This window comes from Streptomyces sp. NPDC050423 (assembly GCF_040655445.1).
GTDB lineage: Bacteria > Actinomycetota > Actinomycetes > Streptomycetales > Streptomycetaceae > Streptomyces.
Genome location: NZ_JBFAJY010000033.1, coordinates 11,836 through 38,642 on the forward strand (window position 1 = coordinate 11,836; position 26,807 = coordinate 38,642).

Here is a 26,807-nt window from a genome sequence, read left to right on the forward strand (position 1 = left end):
GCCGTGTCCGCGAACTGCCGTCTGTCCCGCGTGGTCCGGCCGGCCCGCGAAAACGTGAACCGAAGGAAGCGTGATGAACTCATCCCGTCGACCCGATCCGGCCGACCGGAACATCCCCGTACTCATCGTGGGTGGCGGCGGGTCGGGGCTCACCGCCTCCCTGGCCCTGTCAGGGCTGGGAGTCGGCTCCCTGCTCGTCGAACGCCACCCCGGCACCTCGACGCTGCCCAAGGCGCACATCCTCAACGCCCGCACCATGGAGGTCTTCGGGCAGCTGGGCGTGGCCGGTGACATCTACCGCGAAGGCGCGCCGCAGGAGAACTGCGGGGCGATGGTGTGGCTGTCCAGCCTCGGCGGGAACGAGCCCTACGACCGCAAGGTGCTCTACCGGACCAGCGCGTACGGCGGCGGCGAACTGGCCGAACGCTACGCCCGCGCCTCCGCCTACCCGCACGCCAACCTCGGCCAGCGGTGGCTGGAGCCGCTGCTGCGCCGGCACGCCGAGGAACGGGCCCCCGGGCAGCTGCTCTTCCACCACGAGCTGGTCGGACTCCGGGAGGACGAGGACGGGGTCACGGCCACCGTGCTGGACCGCACGGCCGACCGGACCTTCCGGGTGCGGGCCGGGTACGTCGTCGCGGCCGACGGCGGCAAGACCGTCAGCCGGCTGCGCGGCATCCGCATGGCGGGCACGCCGACGTTCCTGGAGTGGATCAACCTCCATGTGCGCGCCGACTTCTCGGAGTTCATCCCGTACGACGACGCCGTCGTCAACCGCGTGTCGAGCCTGTCGGACGACGGGGCGCTGGAGCACTGCGGAGTGGTGCCCATGGGACCGCGCCGCTGGGGGCGGCACTCCGAGGAGTGGACGCTGATGTTCTCCCGGCCGCCGGGCGCCGCCGCACTCGACGACGACACGATCGTCAAGATGGTGCGCCGTACCCTGAAACTCCCCGACGACCACGCCATGGACGTCCGCAGCGTCAGCCGCTGGCCGGTGGAGGGCACTGTCGCCGAGCGCTTCCGCTCCGGCCGGGTCTTCCTCGTGGGGGACGCCGCCCACCGCCATCCGCCGTCCGGCGCCCTCGGCCTCAACACCGGTGTCCAGGACGCCCACAACCTGGCCTGGAAACTCGCCCACGTCCTCGGCGGGCAGGCCGGCCCCGCGCTGCTCGACAGCTACGAGGCGGAGCGCCGCCCGGTGGCCGAACGGGTCGTCGAGCGGGCGCTGTACTCGCTGTTCAACCAGATCGCGTTCACCTCGGGCACCGGGGTGGTGCAGGGCGCCCGGCCGGAGTGGAACCGCGCTCAGCTGACGGCGCTGTTCTCCGACACCCCGGACGGCGCGACCCGGCGGGCCGTGCAGCGCGAGTACTTCGCCACCAACCGGATCACCACCGAGCACCTGGGCCTGGAGATGGGGTACGACTACGCCGACGCCGGCTTCGTCGGCGACGACGGCACCGAGCGTCCCGGACAGGACCCGCTCGGCCTCGACCACGTGCAGGACGCCCGCCCCGGGTCCCGGCTGCCGCACGCCTGGCTGCGGCACGGCGGGCAGCGCGTCTCCACCCACCACCTGCACGCCGGCTGCGGCTCGTTCCTGCTGCTCGCCGGCTCCGCGGGCGCCCCCTGGCTCGCGGCCGCCGGCGAACTGGCGCAGACCTGCGGTGTCCAGGTCACCGCGTACGCCGTCGGGACCGGTGACGCACCCCGGGACGACGACGGCGCCTGGACGGAGCTGCGCGGCCACGACGACGAAGGAGCGGTCCTGGTCCGCCCGGACGGCTATGTCGCGATGCGCTGGCTGACGGGGCAGCCGCGGCCCGCCGCGGCTCTGGGGGCGGCGCTCGACGTCGCGCTGGCGCGCGGTGCGTTACGAGCGGGAGGGCGGGATGTGTGAACCGCTGCGGACCCCCGTCGCCATCGCAGGCGGCGGACCGGTCGCACTGATGCTCGCCCTCTTCCTCGACCACCACGGCATCCCCAGCACCGTCTTCGGCACCGGCCGGCCCCGGTGCGACGAGCCGCGCGGCACCCTCCACGACGCGCGGACGATGGAGCACTACCGGCGGCTGGGCGTCTCCGGCCCGATCCGGCGGCTCGGACCGGCCGCCGGCCACCCCACCGACATCGCCTACTTCACCCGGTACAACAGCCCTGAACTGTCCCGGCTGCCGCAGCCCGCCCTGACCCAGCGGCTGCGGCAGGTCGCGGCGGCGCCCCGTACCGACCAGCTCCCCGAGCCGGCCCACCGCGCCGACCAGGCGTCCGTCGGGGACCTCCTCTGCGAACACGCCAGGACCCGCCCCAACATCACTCTGCTCGGCGGCCGGCAGATCACCGGGCTGGACCAGGACGCCGGGCAGGTGCGCGTCCGCGCCGGGCACCCGGGCCGCCCCGACGAGGAGTGGACCGCGCGGTACGCCGTCGTCAGCGACGCGGGACCCGGCTTCGTCCAGCAGGAGCTGGGCATCCGCTACGAAGGACCCGCCACCGGTGCCCCCGGCCGGGCGGACACCGGGCACCGGGCGACAGCCGCGCACCTGCGCCTGCCCACCTTCCACCGCGAGGTGCTCAGCGGACAGCCCGCCTGGAGCTACTGGGCGGTGAACGCCGACCTCGTGGTGAACCTGATCGCGCTCAACGGCGAGGACGAGTTCTTCCTGCTGACCGGTTCGGTGGACCCCGACACCGCCGACGCGGCCCGGCTCACCGACCTCGTCCGGTGCGCGGCGGGCACCGACCTGCCCGTCGAGGTGCTCAGCCACAGCTCCCGGGTGCCGGGCGCGGAGCTGGTGGCGGAGCGGTTCGTCAAGGGACGGGTCCTGCTGGCGGGCGACTCCGCCCATCTGTTCACCCCGGACAGCGGGTTCGGCCTGAACACCGGGGTCGACGGCGCCGCCAACCTCGCCTGGAAGCTCGCCGCCGTCCTCCAGGGCTGGGGCGGCCCCGGCCTGCTGGCGACGTACGGTAGCGAACGCCGGCCGATCGCCCTGCGCAACACCGCGGCCGCGCGTGAACTCCACGCCTCGATGGCGCAGATCGAGCGCCCCACGGCCCTGGACGCCGACACCCCCGTGGGCGTCGAGGCCCGCGACCGGGTGGGGGGCCTCCTGAGCTGCCACGGCCGGCGCACCGACGCGATCGGGATCCAACTCGGCGTCCGCTACGACGGATCACCGATCGTCGTCCCCGACGCGGACGCCGAGATCCCGGGCGACCCCTGGGGCATGTACCTCCCGACGAGCGTCCCCGGCGGCCGCGCCCCCCACCTGTGGCTGGACGACTGGCACGGCCGGGGCAGCTCCCTGTTCGACCGCCTCACCCCCGGCTTCACCCTGCTGCGGCTGGGCCCGGAACCACCGAGCGGCAAACCGCTGCTCGCGGCGGCCCAGGCGCACGGCATGCCCCTGCAGATCCTGGACGTCGATGACCGGCCCGCCCGTGACCTCTACGAACGGGACCTGGTCCTCATCCGGCCGGACCAGCACGTGGCCTGGCGCGGAAACCAACTGCCCACCGACCCGGGCGACCTCGTGGCACGGGTGACCGGGGCCGGACTGGCCCTGACCGGGAGACGGACATGACCGCACGAGACCTGGAAATCTGTGTGGTGGGCGCGGGGCCGCGCGGACTGTCGGTCCTGGAACGGCTCTGTGCCAACGAACGCGCCCGGCCGTCCCACCGGTCCGTCGTCATCCACGTCGTCGACCCCTTCCCGCCCGGCCCCGGGCGGGTCTGGCGGACCACGCAGTCCGCGCTGCTGCTGATGAACACCGTCGCCTCGCAGGTCACCGCCTTCACGGACGACAGCGTCGAGATGGACGGGCCCGTGGAACACGGCCCCAGCCTGTACGAATGGGCCAGGTCCGCCGTCCTGGGCGGCAGTACGGACCGGTACGACGACCGCACCCGGGCCGAGGCCCGCGACCTCGCCCCCGACTCCTACCCCACCAGGGCCTTCTACGGCCGCTACCTCGCGGACGTCTACCAGCAGGTGCGGGACCGGGCGCCGGACCACTGCACCCTGCGCGAACACCGCACGCGGGCCGTGGCGCTGATGGACACCGGCGGCGTCCCCGGCGGCCCGCAGACCCTCACCCTGGCCGACGGCACCCGGCTGCCGCACCTGGACGCCGTCGTCCTCGCCCAGGGACACCTGCCGTCCCGCCCCACCGCACGCGAGGAGGAGTGGGCCCGCGCCGCCTCCGCCCACGGGCTGACGTACCAGGGCCCGGCCAACCCCGCCGACCTCGACCTGTGCGCCGTCAAGGCCGGCCAGACCGTACTGGTCCGGGGCCTGGGGCTGAACTTCTTCGATCAGATGGCACTGCTCACCCGCGGCCGCGGCGGCACCTTCGAACGCCGGGACGACGGCACCCTCGTCTACCACGCCTCGGGACAGGAGCCGCACATCCGGGCCGGCTCACGGCGCGGCATCCCGTACCACGCACGCGGCGAGAACGAGAAGGGCGCGCACGGACGGCATGTTCCGCGCGTGCTCACCCCGCTGACGATCGGCGGGCTGCGCCGCCGCGCCGTCGGCGCCGAGCGCGTCCACTTCGGGACGGACCTGTGGCCGCTGATCGCCAAGGAGGTCGAGAGCGTCTACTACGAGACGCTGCTGACCGCGCGTGGCCGGGCCTCCGCCGCCCGGGGATTCGTCCCCCGCTACCTGGCGGCGCCGGCCGGTGAGGGCGAACGGCTGCTGCTCGACGACTTCGGTATCGCCGAACCCGACCGCTGGAACTGGAAGGCCCTCTCCCGCCCGCTCGCACAGCGCCGGTTCGAGGACCGCCACACCTTCCGCGACTGGCTGCTCGACCACCTGGCACAGGACGTGCGCGACGCTCGGGCCGGCAACCTCAGCGGACCGCTCAAGGCGGCCCTGGACGTCCTGCGGGATCTGCGCAACGAGATCCGGCTGGCGGTCGACCACGGCGGCCTGGAGGGCAATTCCTACCGTGACGACCTCCAGGGCTGGTACACCCCGCTCAACGCCTATCTGTCCATCGGCCCGCCCGTCTCCCGCATCGAGGAACTGCGGGCCCTGATCGAGGCCGACGTGGTGGAGATCATCGGTCCGGACCTGGAGATCGGCATCGACACCGGCAGCCGCCCCGCGTTCGTGGCCGTCTCCAAGACCCTCGACACGGAACCCGTCCGCTCCACCGTCCTCATCGAGGCCCGGCTGCCGGAACCCAACCTCCGACGCACCGGGGACGCCCTGCTGCGCCAGCTGCTCGCCAGCGGACAGGCGGTCCCGTACCGGCTGGAGGGAAGCTGCGGCACCGAGTACGAAACCGGCGGCCTGGCGATCACGGAACGCCCCTACCGGACGGTGGACGTCCACGGCCGCACGCACCCCCGCCGCTTCGCGTACGGCGTCCCCACCGAAGCCGTCCACTGGGTGACGGCGGCCGGCATCCGGCCCGGCGTCAACTCGGTGACCCTCGGCGACTCCGACGCCATCGCGCGTGCGGTCCTGGCGATCGTCCCCGCACGGGCCTGGTCGGCCGCCGGCCGCCACGACGGCGGCCTGGCGGAGGTGGCGTCATGAGTGCGGGCTTCGACGGCGGGACCGACAGCGGGCTGCTGTCACCGGTCCGGGCCGGCGTCCCCGTCGAGGAGGCGGTCTGCGACCGCGCCTGGCTCCAGGCGATGCTCGACGCGGAAGCGGCGCTGGCCCGCGCCCAGGCGGCGCTGGGGACGATGCCCGCCGCGGCGGCCGAGGTGATCACCCGTGCTGCCCGCGCCGAGCGGATGGACCTGCGCTCCCTGGCCCTGGCCTGCCGGGAGACCGCCAACCCCGTCGTCGGTCTCGTCCGGGCCCTCACCGCGGCGGTCGCGGCCACCGACCCCGCCGCGGCCGAGTTCGTCCACCGGGGATCGACCAGCCAGGACGTGCTGGACACCGGCGTCATGCTGGTGTGCCGCGACGCGCTGCGGCTGATCGGCGCCGACCTGGAGCGGACCGCCGCGGACCTGGCCGGCCTCGCCGGACGGCACCGGAGCACCGTCATGGCGGGCCGGACCCTGGCCCTGCACGCGGTGCCCACCACCTTCGGCCTCAAGGCCGCCGGATGGCGGGCGCTGGTCCTGGACGCCGGAGCCCGGCTGCGCGCCGTGGAGCGGACGCTGCCGGTCTCGCTCGGCGGCGCGGCCGGCACCCTGGCCGGCTACCTGGAGTACGCGACGCCCGACGGCCCGCCGGACGACCCCGACCGCTATCTCGACCTGCTCGTCGACCGGTTCGCCGCCGAGACCTCGCTGGCCCGCCCGGTGCTGCCCTGGCACGCGCTGCGCACCCCCGTCGCGGACGTGGCGGCGGCCCTGGCCTTCACCGCCGGGGCGCTGGGGAAGATCGCCGCCGATGTCCAGGTGCTGACCAGGACCGAGATCGGCGAGGTCACGGAACCCGCCGTCGCCGGGCGCGGCAGCTCCTCGGCGATGCCCCACAAGCGCAACCCCGTGCTCGCCACCCTGATCCGCAGCGCGGCCCTGCAAGTCCCCTTGCTGGCCACCGGACTGACCCAGTGCCTGATCTCCGAGGACGAACGCTCCGCCGGCCCCTGGCATGCCGAGTGGCTGCTGCTGCGCGAATGCCTGCGGCTGACCGGCGGCGCCGCCCACACGGCCGCCGAACTCGCCGCCGGGCTGGTCGTCAGCCCCGGCCGGATGCGCGCGAACCTGGCGCGCACCGGCAGCCAGGTGGTGACCGAGCGGCTGGCGGCGGTCCTGGCCCCGCACCTGGGCCGGGCCGGCGCCAGGGAACTGCTCACCGACGCCTCCCAGACCGCGGTCCGGGAGGGACGGCCGCTGTCCGAGGTCCTGCGCGCACACCCGGACGTCGTCCGCTGCCTCGACGGCCCGACCCTGGAGAAGCTGCTCGACCCCACGGCCTACACCGGCGCCGCCGAAGCGCTCGTCGACCGGGCCCTGGCCGCGCCGTCCCCGTTCGCCACCGAAGAGACCGCGTCCGGCGTGCGGCCGAGGACATCCGACGCCGAACCGACCCCGTGAAGCGCCGAAACCACCCCGGCCGACACCGAATCGACCACCCGCCGAGCGAAGGACCCTGCTGATGTCGACACGCCTGTTCACCTCGGAGTCCGTCACCGAGGGACACCCCGACAAGATCGCCGACCAGATCAGCGACACGATCCTGGACGCCCTGCTGAAGGAGGACCCGGCCGCCCGGGTCGCCGTGGAGACCCTGATCGCCACCGGCCAGGTGCACATCGCGGGCGAGGTGACCACGTCCGCCTACGTGCCCATCGACCAGCTCGTACGCAACAAGATCCTCGAGATCGGCTACGACTCCTCATCGAAGGGATTCGACGGCGCCTCCTGCGGCGTCTCGGTCTCCCTCGGCACCCAGTCGCCCGACATCGCCCAGGGCGTCGACAACGCCTACGAACACCGCACCGGCGGTGAGGGCGGGGAACTCGACCAGCAGGGCGCGGGTGACCAGGGCCTGATGTTCGGTTACGCCACCGACGAGACGCCCAACCTGATGCCGCTGCCGATCGAACTCGCCCACCGGCTCTCCCGCCGCCTCTCCCAGGCCCGCAGGGACGGCTCGATCCCCTATCTGCGCCCCGACGGCAAGACTCAGGTCACCATCGAGTACCGGGGCAGCCGGCCGGTACGCCTCGACACCGTCGTCGTCTCCTCGCAGCACGCCGCCGACATCAGCCTGGACGGCCTGCTGACCCCGGACATCCGCGAGTACGTCGTCGACCACGTACTGGCCGAACTCGCGCAGGACGGCATCAAGCTCGACACCGAGGGCCACCGGCTGCTCGTCAACCCGACCGGACGCTTCGAGATCGGCGGCCCGATGGGCGACGCCGGACTCACCGGCCGGAAGATCATCATCGACACGTACGGCGGGATGGCCCGGCACGGCGGCGGCGCGTTCTCCGGCAAGGACCCGTCCAAGGTGGACCGTTCGGCCGCCTACGCGATGCGCTGGGTCGCGAAGACCGTCGTCGCCTCCGGTCTCGCGGAGCGCTGCGAGGTCCAGATCGCCTACGCGATCGGCAAGGCCGAACCCGTGGGCCTGTTCGTCGAGACCTTCGGCACCGCCAAGGTCGCCGTCGACCGGATCGAGCACGCCATCGCCGCCGTCTTCGACCTTCGCCCGGCCGCCATCATCCGCGACCTGAACCTGCTGCGTCCGATCTACGCCCAGACCGCCACGTACGGCCACTTCGGCCGGGAGCACCCCGACTTCACCTGGGAGCACACCGACCGCGTCCAGGCCCTGCGCCAGGCCGTCGGCCTCTGACGGCGGGCGACGGGCCCCCGCCCCCCGGCACCCGAGCGACAGGTACCCCGGCACAGGACGCCCCCGACACAGGATGAGGAGATGACGTCGTGCGTATCGCCGTCACCGGATCGATCGCCACCGACCACCTGATGGTCTTCCCCGGACGTTTCGCGGACCAGCTGATCCCCGAGCACCTCGACCGGGTCTCGCTGTCGTTCCTCGCCGACACGCTGGAGGTGCGGCGCGGGGGAGTCGCCGCCAACATCGCCGTGGGCCTGGCCCGGCTGGGCCTGCGGCCCGTGCTCGCCGGCGCGGCGGGCAAGGACTTCACCGACTACGACGCATGGCTCCGGGAGACCGGGGTGGACACCGGATCCGTCCGCGTCAGCGCCACCCTGCACACCGCACGGTTCGTGTGCACCACCGACGCCGACCAGAACCAGATCGCGACGTTCTACGCCGGCGCCATGTCAGAGGCGAAGCACATCGGCCTCGCCTCGATCGCCGAACACGGTGAGTTCCCCGGGCTCGTCGTGATCGCGGCCAACGACATCGACGCCATGCTGCGCCACACCGACGAGTGCCGGCTCCTCGGCCTGCCGTTCGCCGCCGACCCCTCGCAGCAGCTCGCCCGGCTCGACAGCGACCAGACGCGGCGTCTGGTGGAGGGCGCCACCTACCTGTTCACCAACGAGTACGAGGCGGCGCTGCTCCAGGAACGAACCGGCTGGAGCGCGGACGGCATCCTCCACAGGTCCGGCACCTGGATCACCACCCTGGGCCCCGGCGGCGTGGTCATCGCGCGGGAGGGCCGGCCCCCGCTGAACGTCCCCGCGGTACCCACCCCGGCCCCGGTCGACCCCACCGGCGTGGGCGACGGCTTCCGGGCCGGCTTCCTGGCCGGCACCGGCGCCGGACTGTCCCTCGAAGCGGCGGCCCGGCTCGGCTGCGCACTCGCCACAGCGGTACTCGAATCGGTCGGCCCCCAGGAGTACAAGCTCGTTCCCGCCGAACTCCTGCACCGGATCGAGCGCACCTACGGCCCGGCCTCCGCGACCGAGATCGAGCCGGTCCTCGCGGGGCCGTCATGACCGCCCGAGGGCGGGACCTCCGGACGGCGTTGGCCACGCGGGTGGTGGCGGGCGACGGTGCGACGGGCACGATGCCGCAGGCGCGGGAGGTGCCGGACGGTTTCGCCACGCCGGACCGGCCGCGCGGTGGCGCCGCGCCGACCCGCGCCCATGTCGAGCAGGACCTGCAGGAGATCCACGGGGGCGAGGTCCGCTACGCCTTCGAGGAGCCGGACGAGGAACGCGGCTCGGCCCGGTCGGACGTGGGCACGGACAACCCGGTGCCCACCCCGCCGTTCCGGGGAACGCGGATCATCAAGGGCACACCGCTCAAGGAGTACGCGGCCTGGCTCGACGAGGCCGCGTCGTTCAAGGGCCGGTGGGGGCTGAAGCCGGCCCGTGGGAGCGGTCCTTCGTACCAGGAGCCGGCGGAGACCGAGGGCCGGCCGCGGTTGCGGATGGACCGGCTGCACACCGAGAACATGCTGGAAGCGGCGATCGTGTACGGGTGCTTCCCGTGTGTGTCCAAGGGCGACGATCCGGTCATCCTGGGTGAGGACGGTGGCGAGCGGACGCGCTTCACTTTCGCGGACGCGCACCGCGACTACATGGAACTGCCCGGTCTTCCACTGCAGTTGACCGAGTCACGGGCGGAGTACTGGCACGGAGTGAACCCCTCCGAGGAATTCCGGCTGCACCCCGAGCAGTCCACCGACGCGATCGTCATCCACCACCCCGAAGCCGGCTGCTTCAACGCTCATGGAGGCCCCTCATGAGCACCCTGCGCGACATCCTGGCCACCGGCACCCGCTCCTTCTCCTTCGAGTTCTTCCCACCCAGGACCGACGCCGGAGAACGCACCCTCTGGCGGACGGTCCGGCAGATCGAATCGCTCTCGCCGACCTTCGTGTCCGTCACCTACGGTGCCGGAGGATCGTCCCGGGACCGCACCATCGCGGTGACGGAACGGCTCGCCTCCGAGACCACACTGCGTCCGGTCGCCCACCTCACCGCGGTCGGCCATTCGACGACCGAACTGCGGCACATCGTGGGCCGCTACGCCGATGCCGGTATCCGTGACGTCCTCGTTCTGCGTGGTGACCCGCCGGGCGACCCCGGCGGCCCCTGGACCACCCACCCCGGAGGGCTTGAGTACGCTCACGAGCTCGTCAGCCTCGTCACGGCCCTGGGCGACTTCAGCGTCGGGGTGGCGGCCTTCCCCGAGCGGCACCCGCGTTCGCCGGACTGGGACGACGACATCCGGCACTTCGTCGACAAATGCCGGGCCGGCGCCGACTACGCCATCACTCAGATGTTCTTCGACGCGGACGACTATCTGCGGCTGCGCGACCGGGTGGCCGCCGCGGGATGCGACACCCCGATCATTCCGGAGATCATGCCCGCCACCGACGCCCGGCAGATCCGGCGCTTCGCCGAACTCAGCAACGCGACGTTCCCCGCGCACCTGGCCCGCCGGCTCGACGCGGCCCGTGGCGACCCGGCCGAAGGACACCGGATCGGGGTCGCCCACGCGACCGGCATGGCGCGGCGGCTGCTCGACGAAGGGGCACCGGGACTGCACTACATCACCCTCAACCACTCGACCGCCGTACTGGAGATCCACTGGAACGTCATCGGGTCCGCAGGCCTCCCGCCCGTTGCTCGCGCCACGGCCGTCGCCGGCTTCGGATAGGGCCGGCGGATGCCGAACGCCGTGTCCGATTCCCGCCAGCCCCGGCGTTCCGGCCGGTGCATGGTGAGGAGGTGAGGACAGCTGCGAAGGGACCGCGACCATGACGCTCCACAGCACGATCGGCAGCCCGCTCGGCGAGCTTCTGCTGGTGGGCGAGGAGTCCGCCACGGCCAGGGGCGGCGTCGCGCTGGCATCCCTGTCGATGCCGGGCCAGAAGGGCGGGGCGGCCGTCCAGGCCGGCGGGCGGCGTGACGACGCGGCGTTCGCCGAGGTGGCGCGCCAGCTCCGGGCCTACTTCGAGGGTGCGGTGAAAACGTTCGACCTGGAGTTCCTGCCCACCGGATCGGCGTTCCAGCGACGCGTCTGGGACGCGCTGGACGAGATCCCCTACGGCACCACGACCACCTACGGGCACCTGGCGAAGCAGCTGGGTGCCGAGCGCGCGGAGATCCGCGCGGTGGGCGCGGCGATCGGGGCCAATCCGCTGCTGGTGGTGCGGCCGTGCCACCGGGTCGTCGGGGCCGACGGCTCGATGCGCGGCTACGCGGGCGGTGTCCCCCGCAAGCAGGACCTCCTGATCCACGAAGGGGCCCTGCAGCCCGTTCTCATCTGACGCCCACCCATACCCGGAGCACCGTATGCGTACCGCTTTCACCGTCACCGAGGCCCGCCGCAGGGTGGCCGCCGCCGACTGGACGGCCGTGGCCGCCGAGCTCGACGCCCAGGGCTGCGCCCTGACCCCGCCGCTGCTCACCCCTGACGAGTGCCGTGCCCTGGCCGGGCTGTACGACGACGCCGACCGATTCCGTTCCACCGTCGACATGGCCCGGCACCGCTTCGGCTCCGGTCAGTACCGCTACTTCACCCATGAGCTTCCGGAGCCGGTACGGCAGTTGCGGCGAGCGCTGTACCCGCGCCTGCTCACCGTCGCGCGTGACTGGGCGCAGCGGCTCGGGCGGCCGGCTCCCTGGCCCGACGGGCTGGAGGAGTGGATCGAGATGTGCCACGCGGCCGGCCAGGACCGGTCCGCGCAGATCCTGCTCCGCTACGGGCCGGACGACTGGAACGCCCTGCACCGCGACGTCTTCGGCGACATGCTCTTCCCGCTCCAGGTGGTCGTCGGTCTCGACACCCACGGGACGGACTACACCGGTGGGGAGTTCCTGCTGGTCGAACAGCGGCCCCGGGCCCAGTCGCGCGGCAGCGTCACCGTGCTGCCGCAGGGGCACGGTCTGATCTTCACCACCCGGGACCGGCCCATCCGCACCATGCGCGGCTGGTCGGCCGGCGGTATGCGGCACGGTGTCAGCACCGTACGCTCCGGCCGCCGCCACGCCCTGGGCCTGGTCTTCCACGATGCCGCATGACCCGCATGACGGGACGGCGGATGCGGGATCTCGCCCGCTCCCCGCTGTTGCCCGCGGCGTCGGCCGCGCGGTACGCCGGGATGCCACCGCCCGCTCCGCACACCGAGGCCGAACTCCGTTCGCTGCTGGCTGTGCTGACGGCGTCTGCCGCCGGCATCTCGACCGTCGCGGTGGGGCACAGCCGGGACACGGCCTCACGGACGGCGGCAGAGGCTTTTGCCGCCGCGTGGCAGGCCGGCGGGGGTACGGTCGTCGCGGTCGTGGACTGGCCGGAGCGGGCGGCCTCCTGGCTGCGGCCCGCCGTACGTCTCATGGCGCAGAGCCCGGACGCGTGGGTCATCGCCGCAGCCCCGCTCGGCTGGGCCCAGTTGAGCCGCAGGCTCAGGCTCAGCACGGACTGGGACCCGTACCGCACCTTCGCCTTCGCGCCCCTGGAACTGGACGCCGACCCGGATCCCGCCCCGCACCCGTAGACGCACCCGCACGTACGGCACCCGTGGTGACCGGTGGTTCCTCGCAGTTCAGAACCTGCTCAGTCGTTGCTCGCTCACGGCTCGATCTTCATGTGAGCAGGCGCCAGGGCCCGAAGGGCGTGGTAGCCGATGACGACGATCAGGGTTCCCAGCGCGATGCCGCTGAGCTCGAAGTTGTCGGTGAGCGTCAGGCTGACGTTGCCGATTCCCACGATGAGTCCCGCGGCCACGGGTACGAGGTGGAGCGGGTTGGAGAGGTCGACGCGGGACCGGACCCAGATCTGGGCGCCGAGCAGGCCGATCATGCCGTAGAGGATGACGGTGATTCCGCCGAGGACTCCGCCGGGGATGGCGGCCACGACGGCGCCGAACTTGGGGCAGAGTCCGAACAGGATCGCGAAGCCGGCGGCGCACCAGTAGGCGGCGGTCGAGTAGACGCGGGTGGCGGCCATGACGCCGATGTTCTCGGCGTACGTGGTCGTGGCGGGGCCGCCGACGGACGTGGACAGCACGGTGGCCGCGCCGTCGGCCATGATCGCCGTGCCGAGCTTGTCGTCCAGCGGGTCGCCGGTCATCTCGCCGACTGCCTTGACGTGTCCGGCGTTCTCGGCGATGAGCGCGATGACGACGGGCAGGGCGACGAGAACGGCGGAGAGGGAGAAGCTCGGGGCGTGGAAGGTGGGAAGGCCGATCCAGTCGGCCTTGGCCACTCCTGAGAGGTCGAGGCGCCAGTGGTCGACCGATTCGGTGCCTCCGGCGGGGGAGTGGATCTTGCCGAGGACGCGGTCGAAGACCCAGGAGACCAGGTAGCCGAAGGCCAGGCCGAGGAAGATCGCGATACGGGACCAGAAGCCGCGCAGGACCACGAGGGCGAAGCCCGTGAAGAGCATCGTGAGCAGCGCGGTCCACTGGTCCTGGGGCCAGTAGGTGCCGGCGGTGACGGGAGCCAGGTTGAACCCGATGAGCATGACCACCGCGCCGGTGACCACCGGCGGCAGGACGGCGTGGATGACGCGGGCGCCCAGGGCACGAACGACCGCCCCGCAGAGGAAGAGGACCGCGCCGACGACCAGGAGTGCGCCGGTGAGGGTTGCCGCGTCGCCGCCCTGGGTCTTGATGACGGCGGCCACGCCGATGAACGACAGGCTGCTGCCGAGATAGCTGGGGATACGGCCACGGGTGATGAGCAGGAAGAGGATGGTGGCCACACCGGATGCCATGACGGCCAGGTTGGCGTCCAGACCCATCAGGATCGGGGCGACGAAGCAGGCCCCGATCATGGAGACCACGTGCTGCGCACCGAGGCCGGCGGTGCGCCCCCAGGTGAGCCGCTCATCCGGTCGTACGACCTCGCCCGGTGCGAGGCTCTTGCCGTCGCCGTGCAGCTTCCAGCCGAAGCCCGCCATGGTCTTGCTCCTTGATGTGTTGCCGGGTGGTGATGAGGTTCGGCCCGACCAGGTCAGACAGCGACCGCTTCGATGATCACCACGGGCGTGACGGCACGACGAAGGACGCCCCGGACATCGCGACCACGTGCTGGGCGCCGAGCCCGAACGTACGGGGCCGGGTGAGCCGTTCGTCCGGACGGACCACGGCTCCCGGTGCCGGGGTCTTCCCGTCGCCGTGCAAGGTCCGGCGCACATCGAGGCCCATGGCCGCTCCCTGTGGGTAGGTGCGGAGGACCGGTGCCTCGCGGGGCACGGCGCAGACCGCGGAAATGATCAGCGCCATGTTAGTGCCGGTTCCTGGTGTACCCGCGGCCGGGATCCGGGCGCGCGCAGGGCGTCCTCCTCACCGGCCCCGTGGGCCGACGGCTCAGGGGCGCGGCTCGGCCGCAGCGGTGCCCGGAACGCCGGCGTCCGGGGACGACACCGTCTTACGGTCGCCCGCCCGCAGCACACCGGCTCCGAGCACCAGCCCGAAGGCCAGCACCGACACCAGGCCGAAGGAGACGATCAGTGAGGTCGCCTCGGCGAGCGAGCCGATCGCAGACGGGGCGATCAGGCCCGAGGTGTAGGTGATCGTCGCGACACCCGCGATCGCCTGGCTCGGGTTCGGTCCGCTGCGCCCCGCCGCCGCGAAGGCGAGCGGCACGACCACGGCGATACCGAGGCCCAAGAGGCCGAACCCGCACATCGCCAGGGCCGCGTTGGGCGCGGTGACCACCAGCACCCCGCCGGCCGTGGCGAGGACGCCGCCGGTCCGTACGGTCCGCACCGCGCCGAAGCGGTCGACGACCCGGTCGCCGGCGATCCGGGCCACCGCCATGGTCAGCGCGAACGCGGTCGTCGACGCGGCCGCCATACCCGCGGAACTGTCCAGGACGTCCCGGAGGTAGATCGCCGACCAGTCCAGGCTGGCGCCCTCCGCGAACACCGCGCAGAATCCCACCGCGCCGATGATCAGGGCCGACTTGGGCGGCAGGGCGAAGCGCGGCGGTGCCTCCGCGTCCGGCTCGCTGTGCAGATCCAGCACCCGCCGGCAGGCGATCAGGCCGAGTGCCGTGAGGACGAGCGCGGCGATGGTGTGGTGCAGTCGTGCGTCGGCGCCCAGGTGGGCGGCCACCGTGCCCGCCGCCGAACCGATCAGGGCGCCCACGCTCCACATCCCGTGCAGCCCGGACATGATCGACTTGTCGAGGCGGTTCTCCACCTCGACCCCGAGCGCGTTCATCGCCACGTCGGACATGCCCGCCGACGCCCCGTACACCAGGAGCGCCCCGCACAGCGTCAACAGGTTGGGGGCCAGGGCGGGCAGGATCAGCGCCAGGGTCCACAGCACCAGCAGCCCGCGCAGCGCGGTCCGGGCGCCGAATCGGTGGCTGACCGCACCGGCCAGCGGCATCGCGAGCGAGGCGCCGATCGCCGGGAAGGCCAGGGCGAGACCGAGCTGTCCCGCGCTGACCCCGGCGTGGTCCTGGATCCACGGCACCCGGGTGGCGAAGCTGCCCGTCACCGCGCCGTGCACGGCGAAGACCGAGGCGACGGCGTACCTGGCGCGCCTCACCTGCTCCGTGCTGAAGACCGTTGTCGTGGAATCCGTCGTCATACCGCCGTGCCCTCCCCTGGGAACTCTCCGATGCCGCGGTTCCGACGCTCCCCGGCGCCCTTCTCCACGATGCGGGCAGTAAACTATCAGGAACCCTGCCTGATAAATAGGCCGTGCCGGCATCGACCGCGGCGGCGGTCTGGAAGGATCCCGGCATGCCCGCATCACCGAGCACCGCCAGGGCCATCAACGACCGGCTCGCCCTGCGGCTCCTCCAGCAGGACGGGCCGCTGACGGCCACACAGCTGAAGACCTTGACGGGGCTCTCCCGGCCCACCGTCGCCGACCTGGTCGAACGGCTTCAGGGGGCGGGCCTGGTCCGGGTGGTCGGCGAGGCCGGGGCCGAGCGCCGCGGGCCCAACGCCCGGCTCTACGGGATCGTCGCCGACCGCGCCCACCTGGCCGCCCTCGACGTACGTACCGACAGCGTCGCCGTGGTCGTCGCCGACCTCCTGGGCGCGACACTGGCCGAGGCCACCCTGCCGATCGGCACCGAGACCGCCACCGACGACGCCGTCGAACAGGCCGTCGGCCTCGTGGAACGCACCGCGCTCCGGGCGGGCACCGCGCCGCTGCACAGCGTCGGCATCGGTGCCCCCGGCCTGATCGACCCGGTCACCGGGGACCTCCGCGACACCACGGGTCTGCCGGCCTGGCACCGCACCCTGGTCCGGGCGCTCCAGCAGCGGCTGCCCGCGACCGTGCTGGTCGAGAACGAGACCAATCTCGCCGCCGTCGCCGAACACCGCGTCGGCGCGGCCCGCGACCACGACACCTTCGTCCTGCTGTGGCTCGGACACGGCGTGGGGGCGGCCGTCATGCTGGACGGGAAGCTGCGCCGCGGAGCCTCGGGCGGCACGGGCGAGATCGGCTTCCTGCCGGTCCCCGGCACCCTCGGCATCCCCTCGGCCGTCAACTGCGACGGCGGGTTTCACTCCCTGGTGGGCTCGGTGCCGCTCTGCGAGCTGGCGGCCGCCCACGGCATCGCCGCCCCGGCCGGCGGTCAGGAACCGGGCGCGGCGGTCGCCGTGCGCTCGGCCCTCGCGGGGACGGGCGACAGCGAGGCGTTCCTCGGCACCCTCGCCGACCGGCTGGCCCTGGGCGCGGCAGCCGTCGTCTCGGTCCTCGACCCGGGGTGTGTGCTGCTGTCGGGCGAGGTCGGCCATGCGGGCGGCGACGCGCTGGCCGCACGGGTCGAGGAACGCCTGGCCATGATGTCCCCGCTGCGCACCGAGGTCAGGGCCGGTCTGCTCGGCGGGACGGCGGTCCTGCGCGGCGCGTTGCTCGCGGCGCGGGAGGCGGCTCAGGACGCGTTGTTCGCGCCGGGGCTGTGAGGGTGCGTTGCCCCGGTCCGGGGTGCGGGGTTCCGTCCTCAATCGCCGGACGGGCTGGGTGGCGTCGGGTGCCCCGCCGGGTGCGCTTTCCCGGTGGGTGGGGGGCGGTGCTCCTCCGGGGCGTCTCCTCAGAAATGGCGTGTTCACCCGGGTCCGCGAGGGGCCCGGGTCGTACGCCATTTCCTGCGGGGACTCCCCTGCGCGTCCCCACCCCTGCATCGTGCGCGTCCGCACACCGGCCCGACGACTGCCGCAGACGCGGGACGGCCGGGTCCGGGGCCGTGCAGGGGAGTCCCCGCAGGACGACGAACAGGTACCCGGGTGCCTGTCCGTTCCGGCCGCACGTTCGTCGTCCGAGGAGACGCCCCGGAGGGGCACCGGACCCCCACCCACCGGGTAACGCGCACCCGGCGGGGACACCCGCACAAACCAGCCCGTCCGGCGATTGAGGACGGAACCCCGCACCACCGACCCGGCACCGGAAACATGGCTGAGACAGCCCTTGTCACAGGCTGTCTGTGAGCCACTCCACAGCGTTCACCCGTATGGGTCACGGCGAGTCGTGGCACACTGATCCTGTACCAGCAGCAGCGCACTCCGGGGTCGGTGCAATTCCGAACCGGCGGTTATAGTCCGCGACCCGTCCGCAACCAGCGGCCGGTTGACCAGGTGGGATTCCTGGACCGACGGTTAAAGTCCGGATGGGAGGCAGTGCGCGGCGGGCCGTTTCGCGGGTACGCCGCCGTCGGCGGATGGTTTTCGGGCGACCGATCCATCCGTTTTTCCGGCATTCGGCGTCCCCGTTCCGCGTTCCGCTTCATCTGTCGTCATCGACAGGCCCCGGAGTCCGTGCCCGAAGAGGCAGGAGGACCCGGTGGACACCGCAGCCGACACCACCGCAATGCGCCGAGCCATCGCGCTCGCAGCCCGCGGTCTCGGCTCCACCAGCCCCAACCCGGTCGTCGGGTGCGTCGTCCTCGACGCGGCGGGCCGCCCCGCCGGTGAGGGCTTCCACCAGCGCGCCGGAGGGCCGCACGCCGAGATCCACGCCCTGCGCGCGGCCGGCGAGAAGGCCCGCGGCGGCACCGCCTACGTCACCCTCGAACCCTGTAACCACACCGGACGCACCGGCCCCTGCGCCCAGGCGCTCGTCGAGGCCGGGATCGCCCGCGTCGTGTACGCGGTCGGCGACCCGAACCCGCAGGCCACCGGCGGTGCGGACACCCTGCGCGCCGCCGGCGTCAAGGCCGAGCAGGGCCTCCTCGCCGAGGACGCCGAGCAGGGCAACGCCGCCTGGCTGACCTCGGTGCGCCTGGGCCGGCCCCATGTCACCTGGAAGTACGCGGCGACCCTGGACGGCCGGATCGCGGCCGCCGACGCCACCAGCCGCTGGATCACCTCGGCCGAGTCCCGCGCCGACGTCCACCGGCTGCGCGCCGAGGCGGACGCCGTCGTGGTCGGCTCCGGCACCGCCCGCACCGACGATCCCCAGCTCGGCGTCCGGGGCATCGACGGCGCGGTCCAGCCGCTGCGCGTCGTCGTCGACACCGCCGCCACGGCCGTGCGGCCCGGCGCCCGGGTCCTCGACACCACCGCGCCCACCCTGATCGCGGTCGCCGATGACGCGGACGCCCGCCACCTCCCCGAAGAGGCCGTTCTGCGGCTGCCGCGCGCCGCGGCCGGCCCCGGACTGGACCTTCCCGCGCTGCTCGCCGCCCTCCACGGGCGAGGCGTCCGCTCCGTACTCCTGGAAGGCGGACCGACCCTGGCCGGGGCCTTCGTCGCGGCCGGAGCGGTCGACCGGATCGTCGGATACCTCGCCCCCGTGCTCCTCGGCGCGGGCCCCGCGGCCCTCGCCGACGCCGGAATCACCACCATCACCCAGGCGTTGCGCCTCCATGTGACCGAGACCGTGCGTACCGGCCCTGATCTGCGCATCACCGCCGTCCCCGGCCCTGCCACGAAGGGAAACTGAGTGTTCACCGGAATTGTCGAAGAGCTGGGTGAGGTCACCGCCGTCGAGAACCTCGGCGACGCCTCCCGATTCCGCCTGCGCGGACCCGTGGTCACCGAGGGCGCCAAGCACGGCGACTCGATCGCCGTCAACGGCGTGTGCCTGACCGTCGTCGACCACGGCGAGCAGGAGTTCACCGCCGATGTGATGGCCGAGACGCTGAACCGGTCCAGCCTGGGCGCACTGCGGCCCGGCTCCCGGGTCAACCTGGAGCGGCCCATGGCGCTCGGTGGCCGGCTCGGCGGGCACATCGTGCAGGGGCACGTGGACGGCACGGGCCGCATCGTCGAGCGCGAGGCCTCCGAGAACTGGGAGATCGTGAAGGTCTCCCTCCCCGCGGAGCTCACTCGGTACGTGGTGGAGAAGGGGTCGATCACCGTCGACGGCGTGAGCCTGACCGTTGTGGACGCCGGACCCGACTACTTCACCGTCAGCCTCATCCCCACCACCCTCTCCCTGACCACGCTCGGCCACAAGGAGCCCGGCGACCCGGTCAACCTGGAGGTGGACGTCATCGCGAAGTACGTCGAGCGGCTGCTCGGCCACCGCGCGCAGGAGCCCGAGGAGCCGGTGAAGTGAGCGCCCTGCACTGGCTGAACTCGGAGGCGTTCAGCGTCTTCGGACAGCACATCATCTGGTCCGACATGATCGGCAACACGATCGGTCTGATCGCCCTGACCCTGGGCTGGCTCCGCTCGATCTGGACCTGGCCCGCCCAACTGCTGTCCGGCGCCGTCCTGGTCGCCGCCAACGTCTCCGTGCACCAGGCGGGCAGCGTGGGCAAGCAGGTCATCGTCATCGCCGTGGCCGTCTGGGGCTGGCAGCAGTGGACCAGGGGCAGGCAGCGGGCCCAGGACGGCTCCATCGCCGTACGGTTCGCCACCTGGCGCGAGCGCGGCTACCTGCTCGGCGGTGCCGCCGTCGGCACCCTCGCGGTCGGCGGCCTGTTCACCGCGTTCCCCTCGCTCTCCTGGAGCCCGTGGGCGGACGCGTACATATTCGCCGGCACGCTCGTGGCGATGCTCGCCCAGGCCCGCGGCATGGTCGATTTCTGGTTCGCCTGGCTCCTCGTCGACCTGGTCGGCGTACCGCTCAACTTCCACAGCGGTCTCGCCTTCTCCGGTCTCATCTACGTCGTCTACGGCGCCCTCGTCCTGTGGGGCATGCGCGACTGGTGGCTGCGTACGCGGACACCCGCTCTGGAAGGAGCCACGGCATGACTGCCCAGCCCACCTGGTTGCACCGGGAACACCACGTGCCCGACGAGGACCTCACCCTCGACCCCGTGGCGCAGGCCGTCCGCGACATCGCGGCCGGCCGGCCCGTCGTGGTCGTCGACGACGAGGACCGCGAGAACGAGGGCGACCTCGTCATCGCGGCCGAGAAGGCCACCCCCGAGATCGTCGCCTTCATGATGAGCGAGTGCCGCGGACTCATCTGCGCGCCCATGGAGAACGACGAGCTGGAACGGCTCGAACTCCCGCAGATGGTCGACCACAACACCGAGTCGATGAAGACCGCCTTCACCGTCTCCGTCGATGCCGCCGCCGCACACGGCGTGTCCACCGGCATCTCCGCCGCAGACCGGGCCACCACGCTCCGGATGCTCGCGGGCGGCACCGCGGGCCCCGGCGACTTCGTGCGCCCCGGCCACATCTTCCCGCTGCGCGCCCGCCCCGGCGGCGTGCTCGTGCGCAACGGCCACACCGAGGCGGCCGTCGACCTCGCCCGGCTCGCCGGACTGCGGCCCGCCGGGGCGATCGTCGAGATCGCGGGCGAGGACGGCGTCATGCTGCGCCTTCCCCAACTGGTCCCGTTCGCCCGCAAGCACGGGCTCACGATCATCTCCATCGAGGACCTGATCGCCTACCGGCGCACCTCCGAGCCGACCGTCCGCCGCGAGGCCGAGGTCCGGCTGCCGACGGACTTCGGCGCGTTCACCGCCTACGGCTACCGCTCCACCGTGGACGGTGTCGAGCACGTCGCGCTGGTCCACGGCGACATCGGGGGCGGCGACGACGTGCTGGTCCGGGTCCACTCCGAGTGCCTGACCGGCGACATCTTCCAGTCCGAGCGCTGCGACTGCGGTCCCCAGCTGCACACCTCCATGCGGCGCATCACGGACGAGGGCCGCGGCGTCGTGGTCTATCTGCGCGGCCACGAGGGACGGGGCATCGGACTCGTCTCCAAGCTGCGCGCGTACGAACTCCAGGAGCGCGGCGTCGACACCCTGGACGCCAATCTGGAGCTCGGCCTGCCGGCCGACGCCAGGGACTACGCGGCAGGCGCCCAGATCCTCAAGGATCTCGGCGTCCACAGCCTGCGCCTGATGACGAACAACCCCGACAAGACCGCCGCGATCCTGCGGCACGGCCTGGCCGTCACCGGACGGGAACCGATGCCCGTCCAGGCCGGCGAACACAATCTGCGGTACCTGCGCACCAAGCGCGACCGCATGGGGCACGACCTGCCCTGGCTCGACGCCGCCACCGTGTCGACCTGCGGCAACCAGTAGCCGAGCAGTCCCCAGCAGTCCCCAGCAGTCACCCGAGGAATCGAGCGGTAGGAGAGACATGAGCGGCAAGGGCGCACCCGAACTGTCCGTACGCAACTGCGGTGACCTCCGCGTGGCGGTCATCGCCGCGCAGTGGCACGAGAAGGTCATGGACGGACTCGTCGACGGCGCACTGCGCGCCCTGCACGAGCTGGGCATCGACGAGCCGACCCTGCTGAGGGTCCCCGGCAGCTTCGAGCTCCCGGTGGTCGCCAAGGTGCTGGCCGGGCGCGGTTACGACGCGATCGTCGCCCTCGGCGTGATCATCCGAGGCGGCACCCCGCACTTCGAATACGTGTCCCACGGCGTCACCAACGGCCTCACCCAGGTCGCGGTCGACACCGGTGTGCCGGTCGGTTTCGGCGTCCTCACCTGCGACACGGAGGAGCAGGCACTCGACCGGGCGGGCATCGAGGGGTCCAACGAGGACAAGGGGCACGAAGCGGTCACCGCCGCCGTGGCCACCGCCACCACACTGCGCTCGGTCAGCGAACCCTGGCGCTGAGTGCGGGTCGGGGACCCCGTATTCTAGGGACATCATGGCGAACAAAACCTTCGAAGAGCTCTTCGCCGAGCTCCAGCTCAAGGCCGCCAACGGCGACCCCTCCACCTCCCGTACCGCCGAACTGGTGGACAAGGGAGTGCATGCCATCGGCAAGAAGGTCGTGGAGGAGGCCGCCGAAGTCTGGATGGCCGCCGAGCACGAGAGCAAGGACGCCGCAGCCGAGGAGATCTCCCAGCTGCTGTACCACGTCCAGGTGATGATGGTCGCGCGCGGAATCTCGCTCGACGACGTCTACGCCCATCTCTGAGCACGCGTCCCCGAGCACGGCCTCCGCACCCGCCCCGCATTCCACCGACCCCTTTTGCAAAGGAAACCCGACCTCATGCTGCGCATCGCCGTCCCCAACAAGGGTTCACTCTCAGGGCCTGCGATGGCGATGCTCCATGAGGCCGGCTACCAGCAGCGCAAGGAGTCAAAGGAGCTCGTCCTCGTCGACCCCGAGAACCAGGTGGAGTTCTTCTACCTGCGGCCCCGGGACATCGCGATCTACGTCAGCTCGGGCCGCCTCGACATCGGCATCACCGGCCGCGACCTGCTGCTGGACTCCGGTGCCGAGTCGGAGGAGATCCTTCAGCTCGGTTTCGCCCGCTCGACCTTCCGCTACGCCACCAAGCCCGGCACGGCCGCGGGCCCGCAGGACTTCGACGGCCTGACGATCGCCACCTCCTACGAAGGCATCGTCGCCAAGCACCTCACCGACGTCGGGGTCAACGCCTCCGTCGTCCACCTGGACGGCGCAGTCGAGACCGCCATCGAGCTCGGTGTCGCGCAGATCATCGCCGACGTCGTCGAGACCGGCACCAGCCTGCGCAACGCCGGCCTTGAGGTCATCGGCGAACCGATCATGAAGTCGGAAGCGGTCGTCATCCGGCGCATCGGCGCTCCGGACGACGAGCCCAAGGTGCAGCAGTTCCTGCGCCGGCTCCAGGGCGTCCTGGTCGCCCGCAGCTACGTGATGATGGACTACGACTGCCGCGTCGAGCACCTGGAGCGCGCGGTCGCCCTCACCCCGGGCCTGGAGTCGCCGACCATCTCCCCGCTGCACCACGAGGGCTGGGTCGCCGTCCGCTCCATGGTCGCCGCCAAGGAGGCCCAGCGGATCATGGACGACCTGTACGACCTCGGCGCCCGCGCCATCCTCACCACAGCCATCCACGCCTGCCGTCTCTGACGGCGGGACACGGAAGAAGACCATGTCAGCGCCCGCACCCCGGACCGAACCCCCCGCCCTTCCGGTCACCTTCCGGCCGACCCGCACCCGGGTGGTCCTGCTGAGCGTCGGGGTGGTGATGTTCGCCGTCATCACCGTCGTCGCCTTCACCCTGGAGCAGCTCAGCGCGGGGGAGCGGACCAGTTTCGTCTTCACCGCGCTGGTCTTCCTCGGCGTTCTCGCCCTGCTCAGCCGCCCCAAGATCATGGCGGACGACAGCGGGGTGACCGTGGTCAATCTCACCCGTACCAGGCGGTTGTCCTGGGCGGAGATCGTGCGCGTCAACCTGCGGGTCGGTGACCCGTGGGTCTTCCTCGACCTCAGTGACGGCACCAGCATGCCCGCTCTCGGCATCCAGCCCGGAATCGCCAAGGAGCAGGCCATTCGCGACGCCCGTGCGCTCCGCGCCCTCGCCGAGAACCACGGCACGGGCACGGACAACGGCTGAGCCCCTGCCCTGTACGGCCTCTTGTTGTTTACTCTGGAGGGCGGCGGCGCCCTGTGCGCCCCGCCCCCGCCAGAGGTCCCCGAGACCTGCGGGGCCTTCCTGCGACCCAAGGAGTGACTCCTTCCAGCAATGGACGGATCTTCCGGTAGTACCTGCGCCGCCCCTTCTGTGGAGGCGGCGGTATGACCACCCCCCTGCTGCTTCTCACTGCGGCATTCCTTCTCATCCTCGCCAACGGATTCTTCGTGGCAGCCGAATTCGGGCTGGTCACCGTGGAACGGGCGGACGCCGAGCGCGCCGCCGCCGAGGGCGACCGGCGAGCCCGTACCGTCGTCGACGCCCTGCGCGAACTCTCCTTCCAGCTGTCGGGCACCCAGCTCGGCATCACCATCACCTCACTGGTGGTCGGCATGCTCGCCGAGCCGGCCCTCGCCCAGCTGCTGGAGAGCCCACTCACCCTGACCGGTCTCCCCGACGGTGCCCTCCCCTGCATCAGCGTGGTGATCGGCATGCTCCTCGCGGCAGCCGTCCAGATGGTGATCGGTGAACTCGTACCCAAGAACTGGGCGGTCTCCAAGCCGCTCCAGGTCGCCCGGTTCGTCGCCGGACCCCAGCACCGGTTCACCATGGTCTTCCGGCCGGTGATCGGCCTGTTGAACACGGTCGCCAACCGGCTGGTGCGGCTGCTCGGTGTCGAGCCGACCGACGAGCTGGCCTCCGCCCGCACCCCGGGGGAGCTGGTCTCCCTGGCCAGGCACTCCGCCGAGGCCGGCACTCTCGAACAGGACACCGCGGATCTCTTCGTACGGACCCTGTCGCTCGCCGGCCTCACCGCCCAGCACGTCATGACCCCGCGGGTGAAGGTCAGCGCCCTTCAGACGTCCGCCACCGCGGCCGACGTCCTCAACCTCACCCGGGCCACCGGCCTCTCCCGCTTCCCCGTCTACCGGGAGCGCATCGACGAGGTCGTCGGCATGATTTACCTCAAGGACGCGCTCGCCGTTCCGTCCCGGGACCGGCCGCGCACCCCGGCAGGCCGGATCGCGGTGCCCCCGTTGCTGGTGCCCGAGAGCCTGCCCGTCGAGCAGCTCCTCCAGCGGCTGCGCAAGGAACAGCCGATCGCCGTCGTGGTCGACGAGTACGGCGGCACCGCCGGTGTCGTCACCCTTGAGGACATCATCGAGGAGCTCGTCGGCGAGGTCAGGGACGAGCACGACGCCGAAGGCGCCGACCGCCCCGAACTGGCCCCCGCCGTCCCCGAGGACGGCAGGCCCGCCTGGGACGCCGAAGGCAGCTGCCGGATCCTCACCCTGCGCCGGATAGGGCTCGATGTACCCGACGGCCCGTACGAGACGGTGGCCGGTCTGGTCGCCGATCTGCTCGGCCGGATCCCCGCACCCGGCGACCGGGCCGAACTGCCCGGCTGGCGGATCTCGGTCCGCCAGGTCGGCCACTACCGGGCCGAGAAGGTCCGCTTCGTGCGGCTGGCCGGAGTCCTCGACCCGGTCACCGCCGAACCGGCGGCCCGCGGCGTCCTGGAGGCCGCGCGATGAGCCTGGTCCAGTTGCTCCTCGCCGGACTCCTGGTCCTCGCGAACGGCTTCTTCGTCGGCGCCGAGTTCGCACTCGTCTCCGTACGCCGCAGCCAGATCGAACCGCTCGCGGCAACCGGGTCCAGCCGGGCCCGGCAGGTGCTGTACGGCCTGGAGAACCTGCCGCAGATGATGGCGGCCGCCCAGTTCGGCATCACCATCTGCTCACTGACCCTCGGCGCGGTCGCGGAACCGACCGTCGCCCAGTTGCTGGAGCCGGTCTTCCACGCGGTGCACCTGCCCGAGGGGCTGATCCATCCGCTCGGCTACGTGCTGGCGCTGGTCTTCGTCGTCTTCCTCCATCTCGTCATCGGCGAGATGGTCCCGAAGAACCTGGCGATGGCGGCCCCGGAGAAGACCTCGCTGTGGCTCAGCCCCGGCCTGGTCGGCTTCGCCCGCCTCTGCCGCCCGGTCACCTCCGCGCTGGGCGCCTGCGCCCGGCTGGTGCTCCGGCTCTTCGGCGTCGAACCGAAGGACGAGGTGGAGGCCGTCTTCACCAGCGAGCAGCTCAACCGGCTGGTCGAGGACTCCGGGCAGGCCGGGCTCCTGGGGCCGGACGCGCAGGAACGGCTGGAGGACGCACTGGAGCTGGGCAGCAGGCCCGTCACCGATGTGCTGCTCCGCCGGGCCACCCTGGTGACGGTCGACCCGTCCGTCACCCCGCACCGGATCGAGGCGCTCACGGTGCGGACCGGCTACTCGCGGTTCCCCGTCTGCGCGGAGGGCGGCGGCCCGTTCATGGGCTACCTCCACGTCAAGGACGTCCTCGACCTGGAGGACGGCGAGCGGGCGGTCCCGCAGCACGTGTGGCGCCCGATGGCGACGGTGCGGGCCGAACTCCCGCTGGACGACGCCCTGACCGTGATGCGCCGCGCCGCGACGCACCTGGCCCAGGTCGCCGACGCCTCGGGCCGGGTACTCGGCCTGGTCGCCATGGAGGACGTCCTGGAAATGCTGGTCGGTGAGGTACGCGACCCGGCCCACCGGGTCTCGGAGCCCCGCCGCACCGATGAGGAGAAGTCCGGCTCGGACGAACTCACGGCCCTGGTCGGCTGACCCGGCCGCTCCTCGATCGCCGGACGGGAATCTCTCCCCGCGCGGGAGAATCAAGCCCGTCCGGCGGTCGAGGGCATCTTCCAGCCCGTCCGGCGATCGAGGACGA

The 26,807-nt window shown here is 72.2% G+C and carries 23 protein-coding genes, 2 pseudogenes and 1 riboswitch; of the genes and pseudogenes, 22 read left to right on the top strand and 3 right to left on the bottom strand.

Translation table 11 applies throughout. The annotated features are described in order from the left end of the window. Positions 1-73: 73 nt before the first annotated feature. The 11 genes and pseudogenes from AB0I52_RS23245 to AB0I52_RS23295 all read left to right on the top strand — a co-directional run bounded on the left by AB0I52_RS23245 (position 74) and on the right by AB0I52_RS23295 (position 12,881). Positions 74-1,903 carry an FAD-dependent monooxygenase gene (locus AB0I52_RS23245; RefSeq protein ID WP_363075489.1) on the top strand — a complete coding sequence of 610 codons (1,830 nt, stop codon included), beginning with the start codon at positions 74-76 and terminating at the stop codon, positions 1,901-1,903. Further along, positions 1,896-3,590: an FAD-dependent monooxygenase gene (locus AB0I52_RS23250; RefSeq protein ID WP_363075491.1), complete on the top strand. Its 1,695-nt coding sequence runs from the start codon at positions 1,896-1,898 to the stop codon at positions 3,588-3,590. Before AB0I52_RS23245 ends, AB0I52_RS23250 begins: the two co-directional genes overlap by 8 nt. Continuing rightward, complete coding sequence (locus AB0I52_RS23255; protein WP_363075493.1) at positions 3,587-5,563, top strand: FAD/NAD(P)-binding protein; 1,977 nt, start codon at positions 3,587-3,589, stop codon at positions 5,561-5,563. Before AB0I52_RS23250 ends, AB0I52_RS23255 begins: the two co-directional genes overlap by 4 nt. After that, positions 5,560-7,026 (top strand): 3-carboxy-cis,cis-muconate cycloisomerase, encoded by a 1,467-nt coding sequence (gene pcaB / locus AB0I52_RS23260; RefSeq protein ID WP_363075495.1) that lies wholly within the window; start codon positions 5,560-5,562, stop codon positions 7,024-7,026. Before AB0I52_RS23255 ends, pcaB begins: the two co-directional genes overlap by 4 nt. Positions 7,027-7,087: 61 nt before the next feature. After that, complete coding sequence (metK, locus tag AB0I52_RS23265) at positions 7,088-8,296, top strand: methionine adenosyltransferase (RefSeq protein ID WP_363075497.1); 1,209 nt, start codon at positions 7,088-7,090, stop codon at positions 8,294-8,296. An 89-nt stretch (positions 8,297-8,385) separates the two neighbouring features. Further along, the gene (locus AB0I52_RS23270) at positions 8,386-9,369 is read left to right on the top strand and encodes a carbohydrate kinase family protein (protein ID WP_363075499.1); all 984 of its coding nucleotides are present in this window, start codon (positions 8,386-8,388) and stop codon (positions 9,367-9,369) included. A 125-nt stretch (positions 9,370-9,494) separates the two neighbouring features. Then, positions 9,495-10,124, top strand: a pseudogene (locus AB0I52_RS23275) (methionine synthase); the annotation flags it as partial. Continuing rightward, the gene (gene metF, locus AB0I52_RS23280; protein ID WP_363075501.1) at positions 10,121-11,041 is read left to right on the top strand and encodes a methylenetetrahydrofolate reductase [NAD(P)H]; all 921 of its coding nucleotides are present in this window, start codon (positions 10,121-10,123) and stop codon (positions 11,039-11,041) included. The pseudogene AB0I52_RS23275 and the gene metF, both read left to right, overlap by 4 nt. Positions 11,042-11,141: 100 nt before the next feature. Beyond that, on the top strand, positions 11,142-11,654 hold the full coding sequence (locus tag AB0I52_RS23285; protein WP_363075503.1) for a methylated-DNA--[protein]-cysteine S-methyltransferase: 513 nt from the start codon (positions 11,142-11,144) through the stop codon (positions 11,652-11,654). Between the two features lie 25 nt (positions 11,655-11,679). Further along, positions 11,680-12,408: a 2OG-Fe(II) oxygenase gene (locus AB0I52_RS23290; protein WP_363075505.1), complete on the top strand. Its 729-nt coding sequence runs from the start codon at positions 11,680-11,682 to the stop codon at positions 12,406-12,408. Continuing rightward, on the top strand, positions 12,405-12,881 hold the full coding sequence (locus tag AB0I52_RS23295) for a hypothetical protein (RefSeq protein ID WP_363075507.1): 477 nt from the start codon (positions 12,405-12,407) through the stop codon (positions 12,879-12,881). Before AB0I52_RS23290 ends, AB0I52_RS23295 begins: the two co-directional genes overlap by 4 nt. A 74-nt stretch (positions 12,882-12,955) precedes the next feature. Here the strand turns inward: AB0I52_RS23295 and AB0I52_RS23300 are convergent, their stop codons facing one another. The 3 genes and pseudogenes from AB0I52_RS23300 to AB0I52_RS23310 all read right to left on the bottom strand — a co-directional run bounded on the left by AB0I52_RS23300 (position 12,956) and on the right by AB0I52_RS23310 (position 15,929). After that, positions 12,956-14,287, bottom strand: coding sequence for a solute carrier family 23 protein (locus tag AB0I52_RS23300; protein WP_363075509.1), 1,332 nt, complete (start codon positions 14,285-14,287; stop codon positions 12,956-12,958). Between the two features lie 91 nt (positions 14,288-14,378). Then, positions 14,379-14,534: pseudogene (locus AB0I52_RS23305) on the bottom strand (nitrate reductase); the annotation flags it as partial. Positions 14,535-14,696: 162 nt separating this feature from the next. Then, positions 14,697-15,929 carry an MFS transporter gene (locus AB0I52_RS23310; RefSeq protein ID WP_363075511.1) on the bottom strand — a complete coding sequence of 411 codons (1,233 nt, stop codon included), beginning with the start codon at positions 15,927-15,929 and terminating at the stop codon, positions 14,697-14,699. Positions 15,930-16,084: 155 nt separating this feature from the next. On the opposite strand from AB0I52_RS23310, the gene AB0I52_RS23315 reads away from it, so the two are divergent. The 11 genes from AB0I52_RS23315 (at position 16,085) to AB0I52_RS23365 (ending at position 26,701) form a co-directional block, all read left to right on the top strand. Continuing rightward, a complete protein-coding gene (locus AB0I52_RS23315) occupies positions 16,085-17,263 on the top strand; it encodes an ROK family transcriptional regulator (protein WP_363075513.1) in 1,179 nt (392 codons plus the stop codon). A 588-nt stretch (positions 17,264-17,851) separates the two neighbouring features. Further along, positions 17,852-17,982: riboswitch (FMN riboswitch) on the top strand. 155 nt (positions 17,983-18,137) lie between these two features. Continuing rightward, a complete protein-coding gene (gene ribD, locus AB0I52_RS23320; protein WP_363075515.1) occupies positions 18,138-19,238 on the top strand; it encodes a bifunctional diaminohydroxyphosphoribosylaminopyrimidine deaminase/5-amino-6-(5-phosphoribosylamino)uracil reductase RibD in 1,101 nt (366 codons plus the stop codon). After that, positions 19,239-19,856, top strand: a complete 618-nt coding sequence (locus AB0I52_RS23325; protein WP_363075517.1) for a riboflavin synthase — start codon at positions 19,239-19,241, stop codon at positions 19,854-19,856. Beyond that, positions 19,853-20,497, top strand: a complete 645-nt coding sequence (locus AB0I52_RS23330) for a nicotinamide mononucleotide transporter family protein (protein ID WP_363075519.1) — start codon at positions 19,853-19,855, stop codon at positions 20,495-20,497. The genes AB0I52_RS23325 and AB0I52_RS23330 overlap by 4 nt, the downstream gene beginning before the upstream one ends. Beyond that, entirely contained in the window at positions 20,494-21,792 is a 1,299-nt protein-coding gene (locus AB0I52_RS23335; protein WP_363075521.1) for a bifunctional 3,4-dihydroxy-2-butanone-4-phosphate synthase/GTP cyclohydrolase II, read from the top strand. The genes AB0I52_RS23330 and AB0I52_RS23335 overlap by 4 nt, the downstream gene beginning before the upstream one ends. Before the next feature lie 58 nt (positions 21,793-21,850). Further along, positions 21,851-22,336, top strand: a complete 486-nt coding sequence (ribH, locus tag AB0I52_RS23340) for a 6,7-dimethyl-8-ribityllumazine synthase (RefSeq protein ID WP_024493156.1) — start codon at positions 21,851-21,853, stop codon at positions 22,334-22,336. A gap of 34 nt (positions 22,337-22,370) precedes the next feature. Further along, positions 22,371-22,643, top strand: a complete 273-nt coding sequence (locus AB0I52_RS23345) for a phosphoribosyl-ATP diphosphatase (RefSeq protein WP_018524273.1) — start codon at positions 22,371-22,373, stop codon at positions 22,641-22,643. A 75-nt stretch (positions 22,644-22,718) separates the two neighbouring features. Next, positions 22,719-23,567, top strand: coding sequence for an ATP phosphoribosyltransferase (hisG, locus tag AB0I52_RS23350; RefSeq protein ID WP_363075523.1), 849 nt, complete (start codon positions 22,719-22,721; stop codon positions 23,565-23,567). Between the two features lie 22 nt (positions 23,568-23,589). Then, entirely contained in the window at positions 23,590-24,054 is a 465-nt protein-coding gene (locus AB0I52_RS23355) for a PH domain-containing protein (RefSeq protein WP_363075525.1), read from the top strand. Between the two features lie 182 nt (positions 24,055-24,236). Next, positions 24,237-25,607 carry a hemolysin family protein gene (locus AB0I52_RS23360; RefSeq protein ID WP_363075527.1) on the top strand — a complete coding sequence of 457 codons (1,371 nt, stop codon included), beginning with the start codon at positions 24,237-24,239 and terminating at the stop codon, positions 25,605-25,607. Further along, positions 25,604-26,701, top strand: a complete 1,098-nt coding sequence (locus AB0I52_RS23365; RefSeq protein WP_363075529.1) for a hemolysin family protein — start codon at positions 25,604-25,606, stop codon at positions 26,699-26,701. Before AB0I52_RS23360 ends, AB0I52_RS23365 begins: the two co-directional genes overlap by 4 nt. Positions 26,702-26,807: the final 106 nt, after the last annotated feature.

Bases quoted from the DNA above. Each gene is read 5' to 3' on its own strand.
- AB0I52_RS23245 (WP_363075489.1), top strand. From the start codon at position 74: ATGAACTCATCCCGTCGACCCGATCCGGCCGACCGGAACATCCCCGTA.
- AB0I52_RS23290 (WP_363075505.1), top strand. From the start codon at position 11,680: ATGCGTACCGCTTTCACCGTCACCGAGGCCCGCCGCAGGGTGGCCGCC.
- AB0I52_RS23300 (WP_363075509.1), bottom strand. From the start codon at position 14,287: ATGGCGGGCTTCGGCTGGAAGCTGCACGGCGACGGCAAGAGCCTCGCA.
- AB0I52_RS23250 (WP_363075491.1), top strand. From the start codon at position 1,896: ATGTGTGAACCGCTGCGGACCCCCGTCGCCATCGCAGGCGGCGGACCG.
- hisG (WP_363075523.1), top strand. From the start codon at position 22,719: ATGCTGCGCATCGCCGTCCCCAACAAGGGTTCACTCTCAGGGCCTGCG.
- pcaB (WP_363075495.1), top strand. From the start codon at position 5,560: ATGAGTGCGGGCTTCGACGGCGGGACCGACAGCGGGCTGCTGTCACCG.
- AB0I52_RS23360 (WP_363075527.1), top strand. From the start codon at position 24,237: ATGACCACCCCCCTGCTGCTTCTCACTGCGGCATTCCTTCTCATCCTC.
- metK (WP_363075497.1), top strand. From the start codon at position 7,088: ATGTCGACACGCCTGTTCACCTCGGAGTCCGTCACCGAGGGACACCCC.
- metF (WP_363075501.1), top strand. From the start codon at position 10,121: ATGAGCACCCTGCGCGACATCCTGGCCACCGGCACCCGCTCCTTCTCC.
- AB0I52_RS23295 (WP_363075507.1), top strand. From the start codon at position 12,405: ATGACCCGCATGACGGGACGGCGGATGCGGGATCTCGCCCGCTCCCCG.
- AB0I52_RS23355 (WP_363075525.1), top strand. From the start codon at position 23,590: ATGTCAGCGCCCGCACCCCGGACCGAACCCCCCGCCCTTCCGGTCACC.
- AB0I52_RS23315 (WP_363075513.1), top strand. From the start codon at position 16,085: ATGCCCGCATCACCGAGCACCGCCAGGGCCATCAACGACCGGCTCGCC.
- AB0I52_RS23365 (WP_363075529.1), top strand. From the start codon at position 25,604: ATGAGCCTGGTCCAGTTGCTCCTCGCCGGACTCCTGGTCCTCGCGAAC.
- AB0I52_RS23285 (WP_363075503.1), top strand. From the start codon at position 11,142: ATGACGCTCCACAGCACGATCGGCAGCCCGCTCGGCGAGCTTCTGCTG.
- AB0I52_RS23345 (WP_018524273.1), top strand. From the start codon at position 22,371: ATGGCGAACAAAACCTTCGAAGAGCTCTTCGCCGAGCTCCAGCTCAAG.
- AB0I52_RS23310 (WP_363075511.1), bottom strand. From the start codon at position 15,929: ATGACGACGGATTCCACGACAACGGTCTTCAGCACGGAGCAGGTGAGG.
- AB0I52_RS23335 (WP_363075521.1), top strand. From the start codon at position 20,494: ATGACTGCCCAGCCCACCTGGTTGCACCGGGAACACCACGTGCCCGAC.
- ribH (WP_024493156.1), top strand. From the start codon at position 21,851: ATGAGCGGCAAGGGCGCACCCGAACTGTCCGTACGCAACTGCGGTGAC.
- AB0I52_RS23255 (WP_363075493.1), top strand. From the start codon at position 3,587: ATGACCGCACGAGACCTGGAAATCTGTGTGGTGGGCGCGGGGCCGCGC.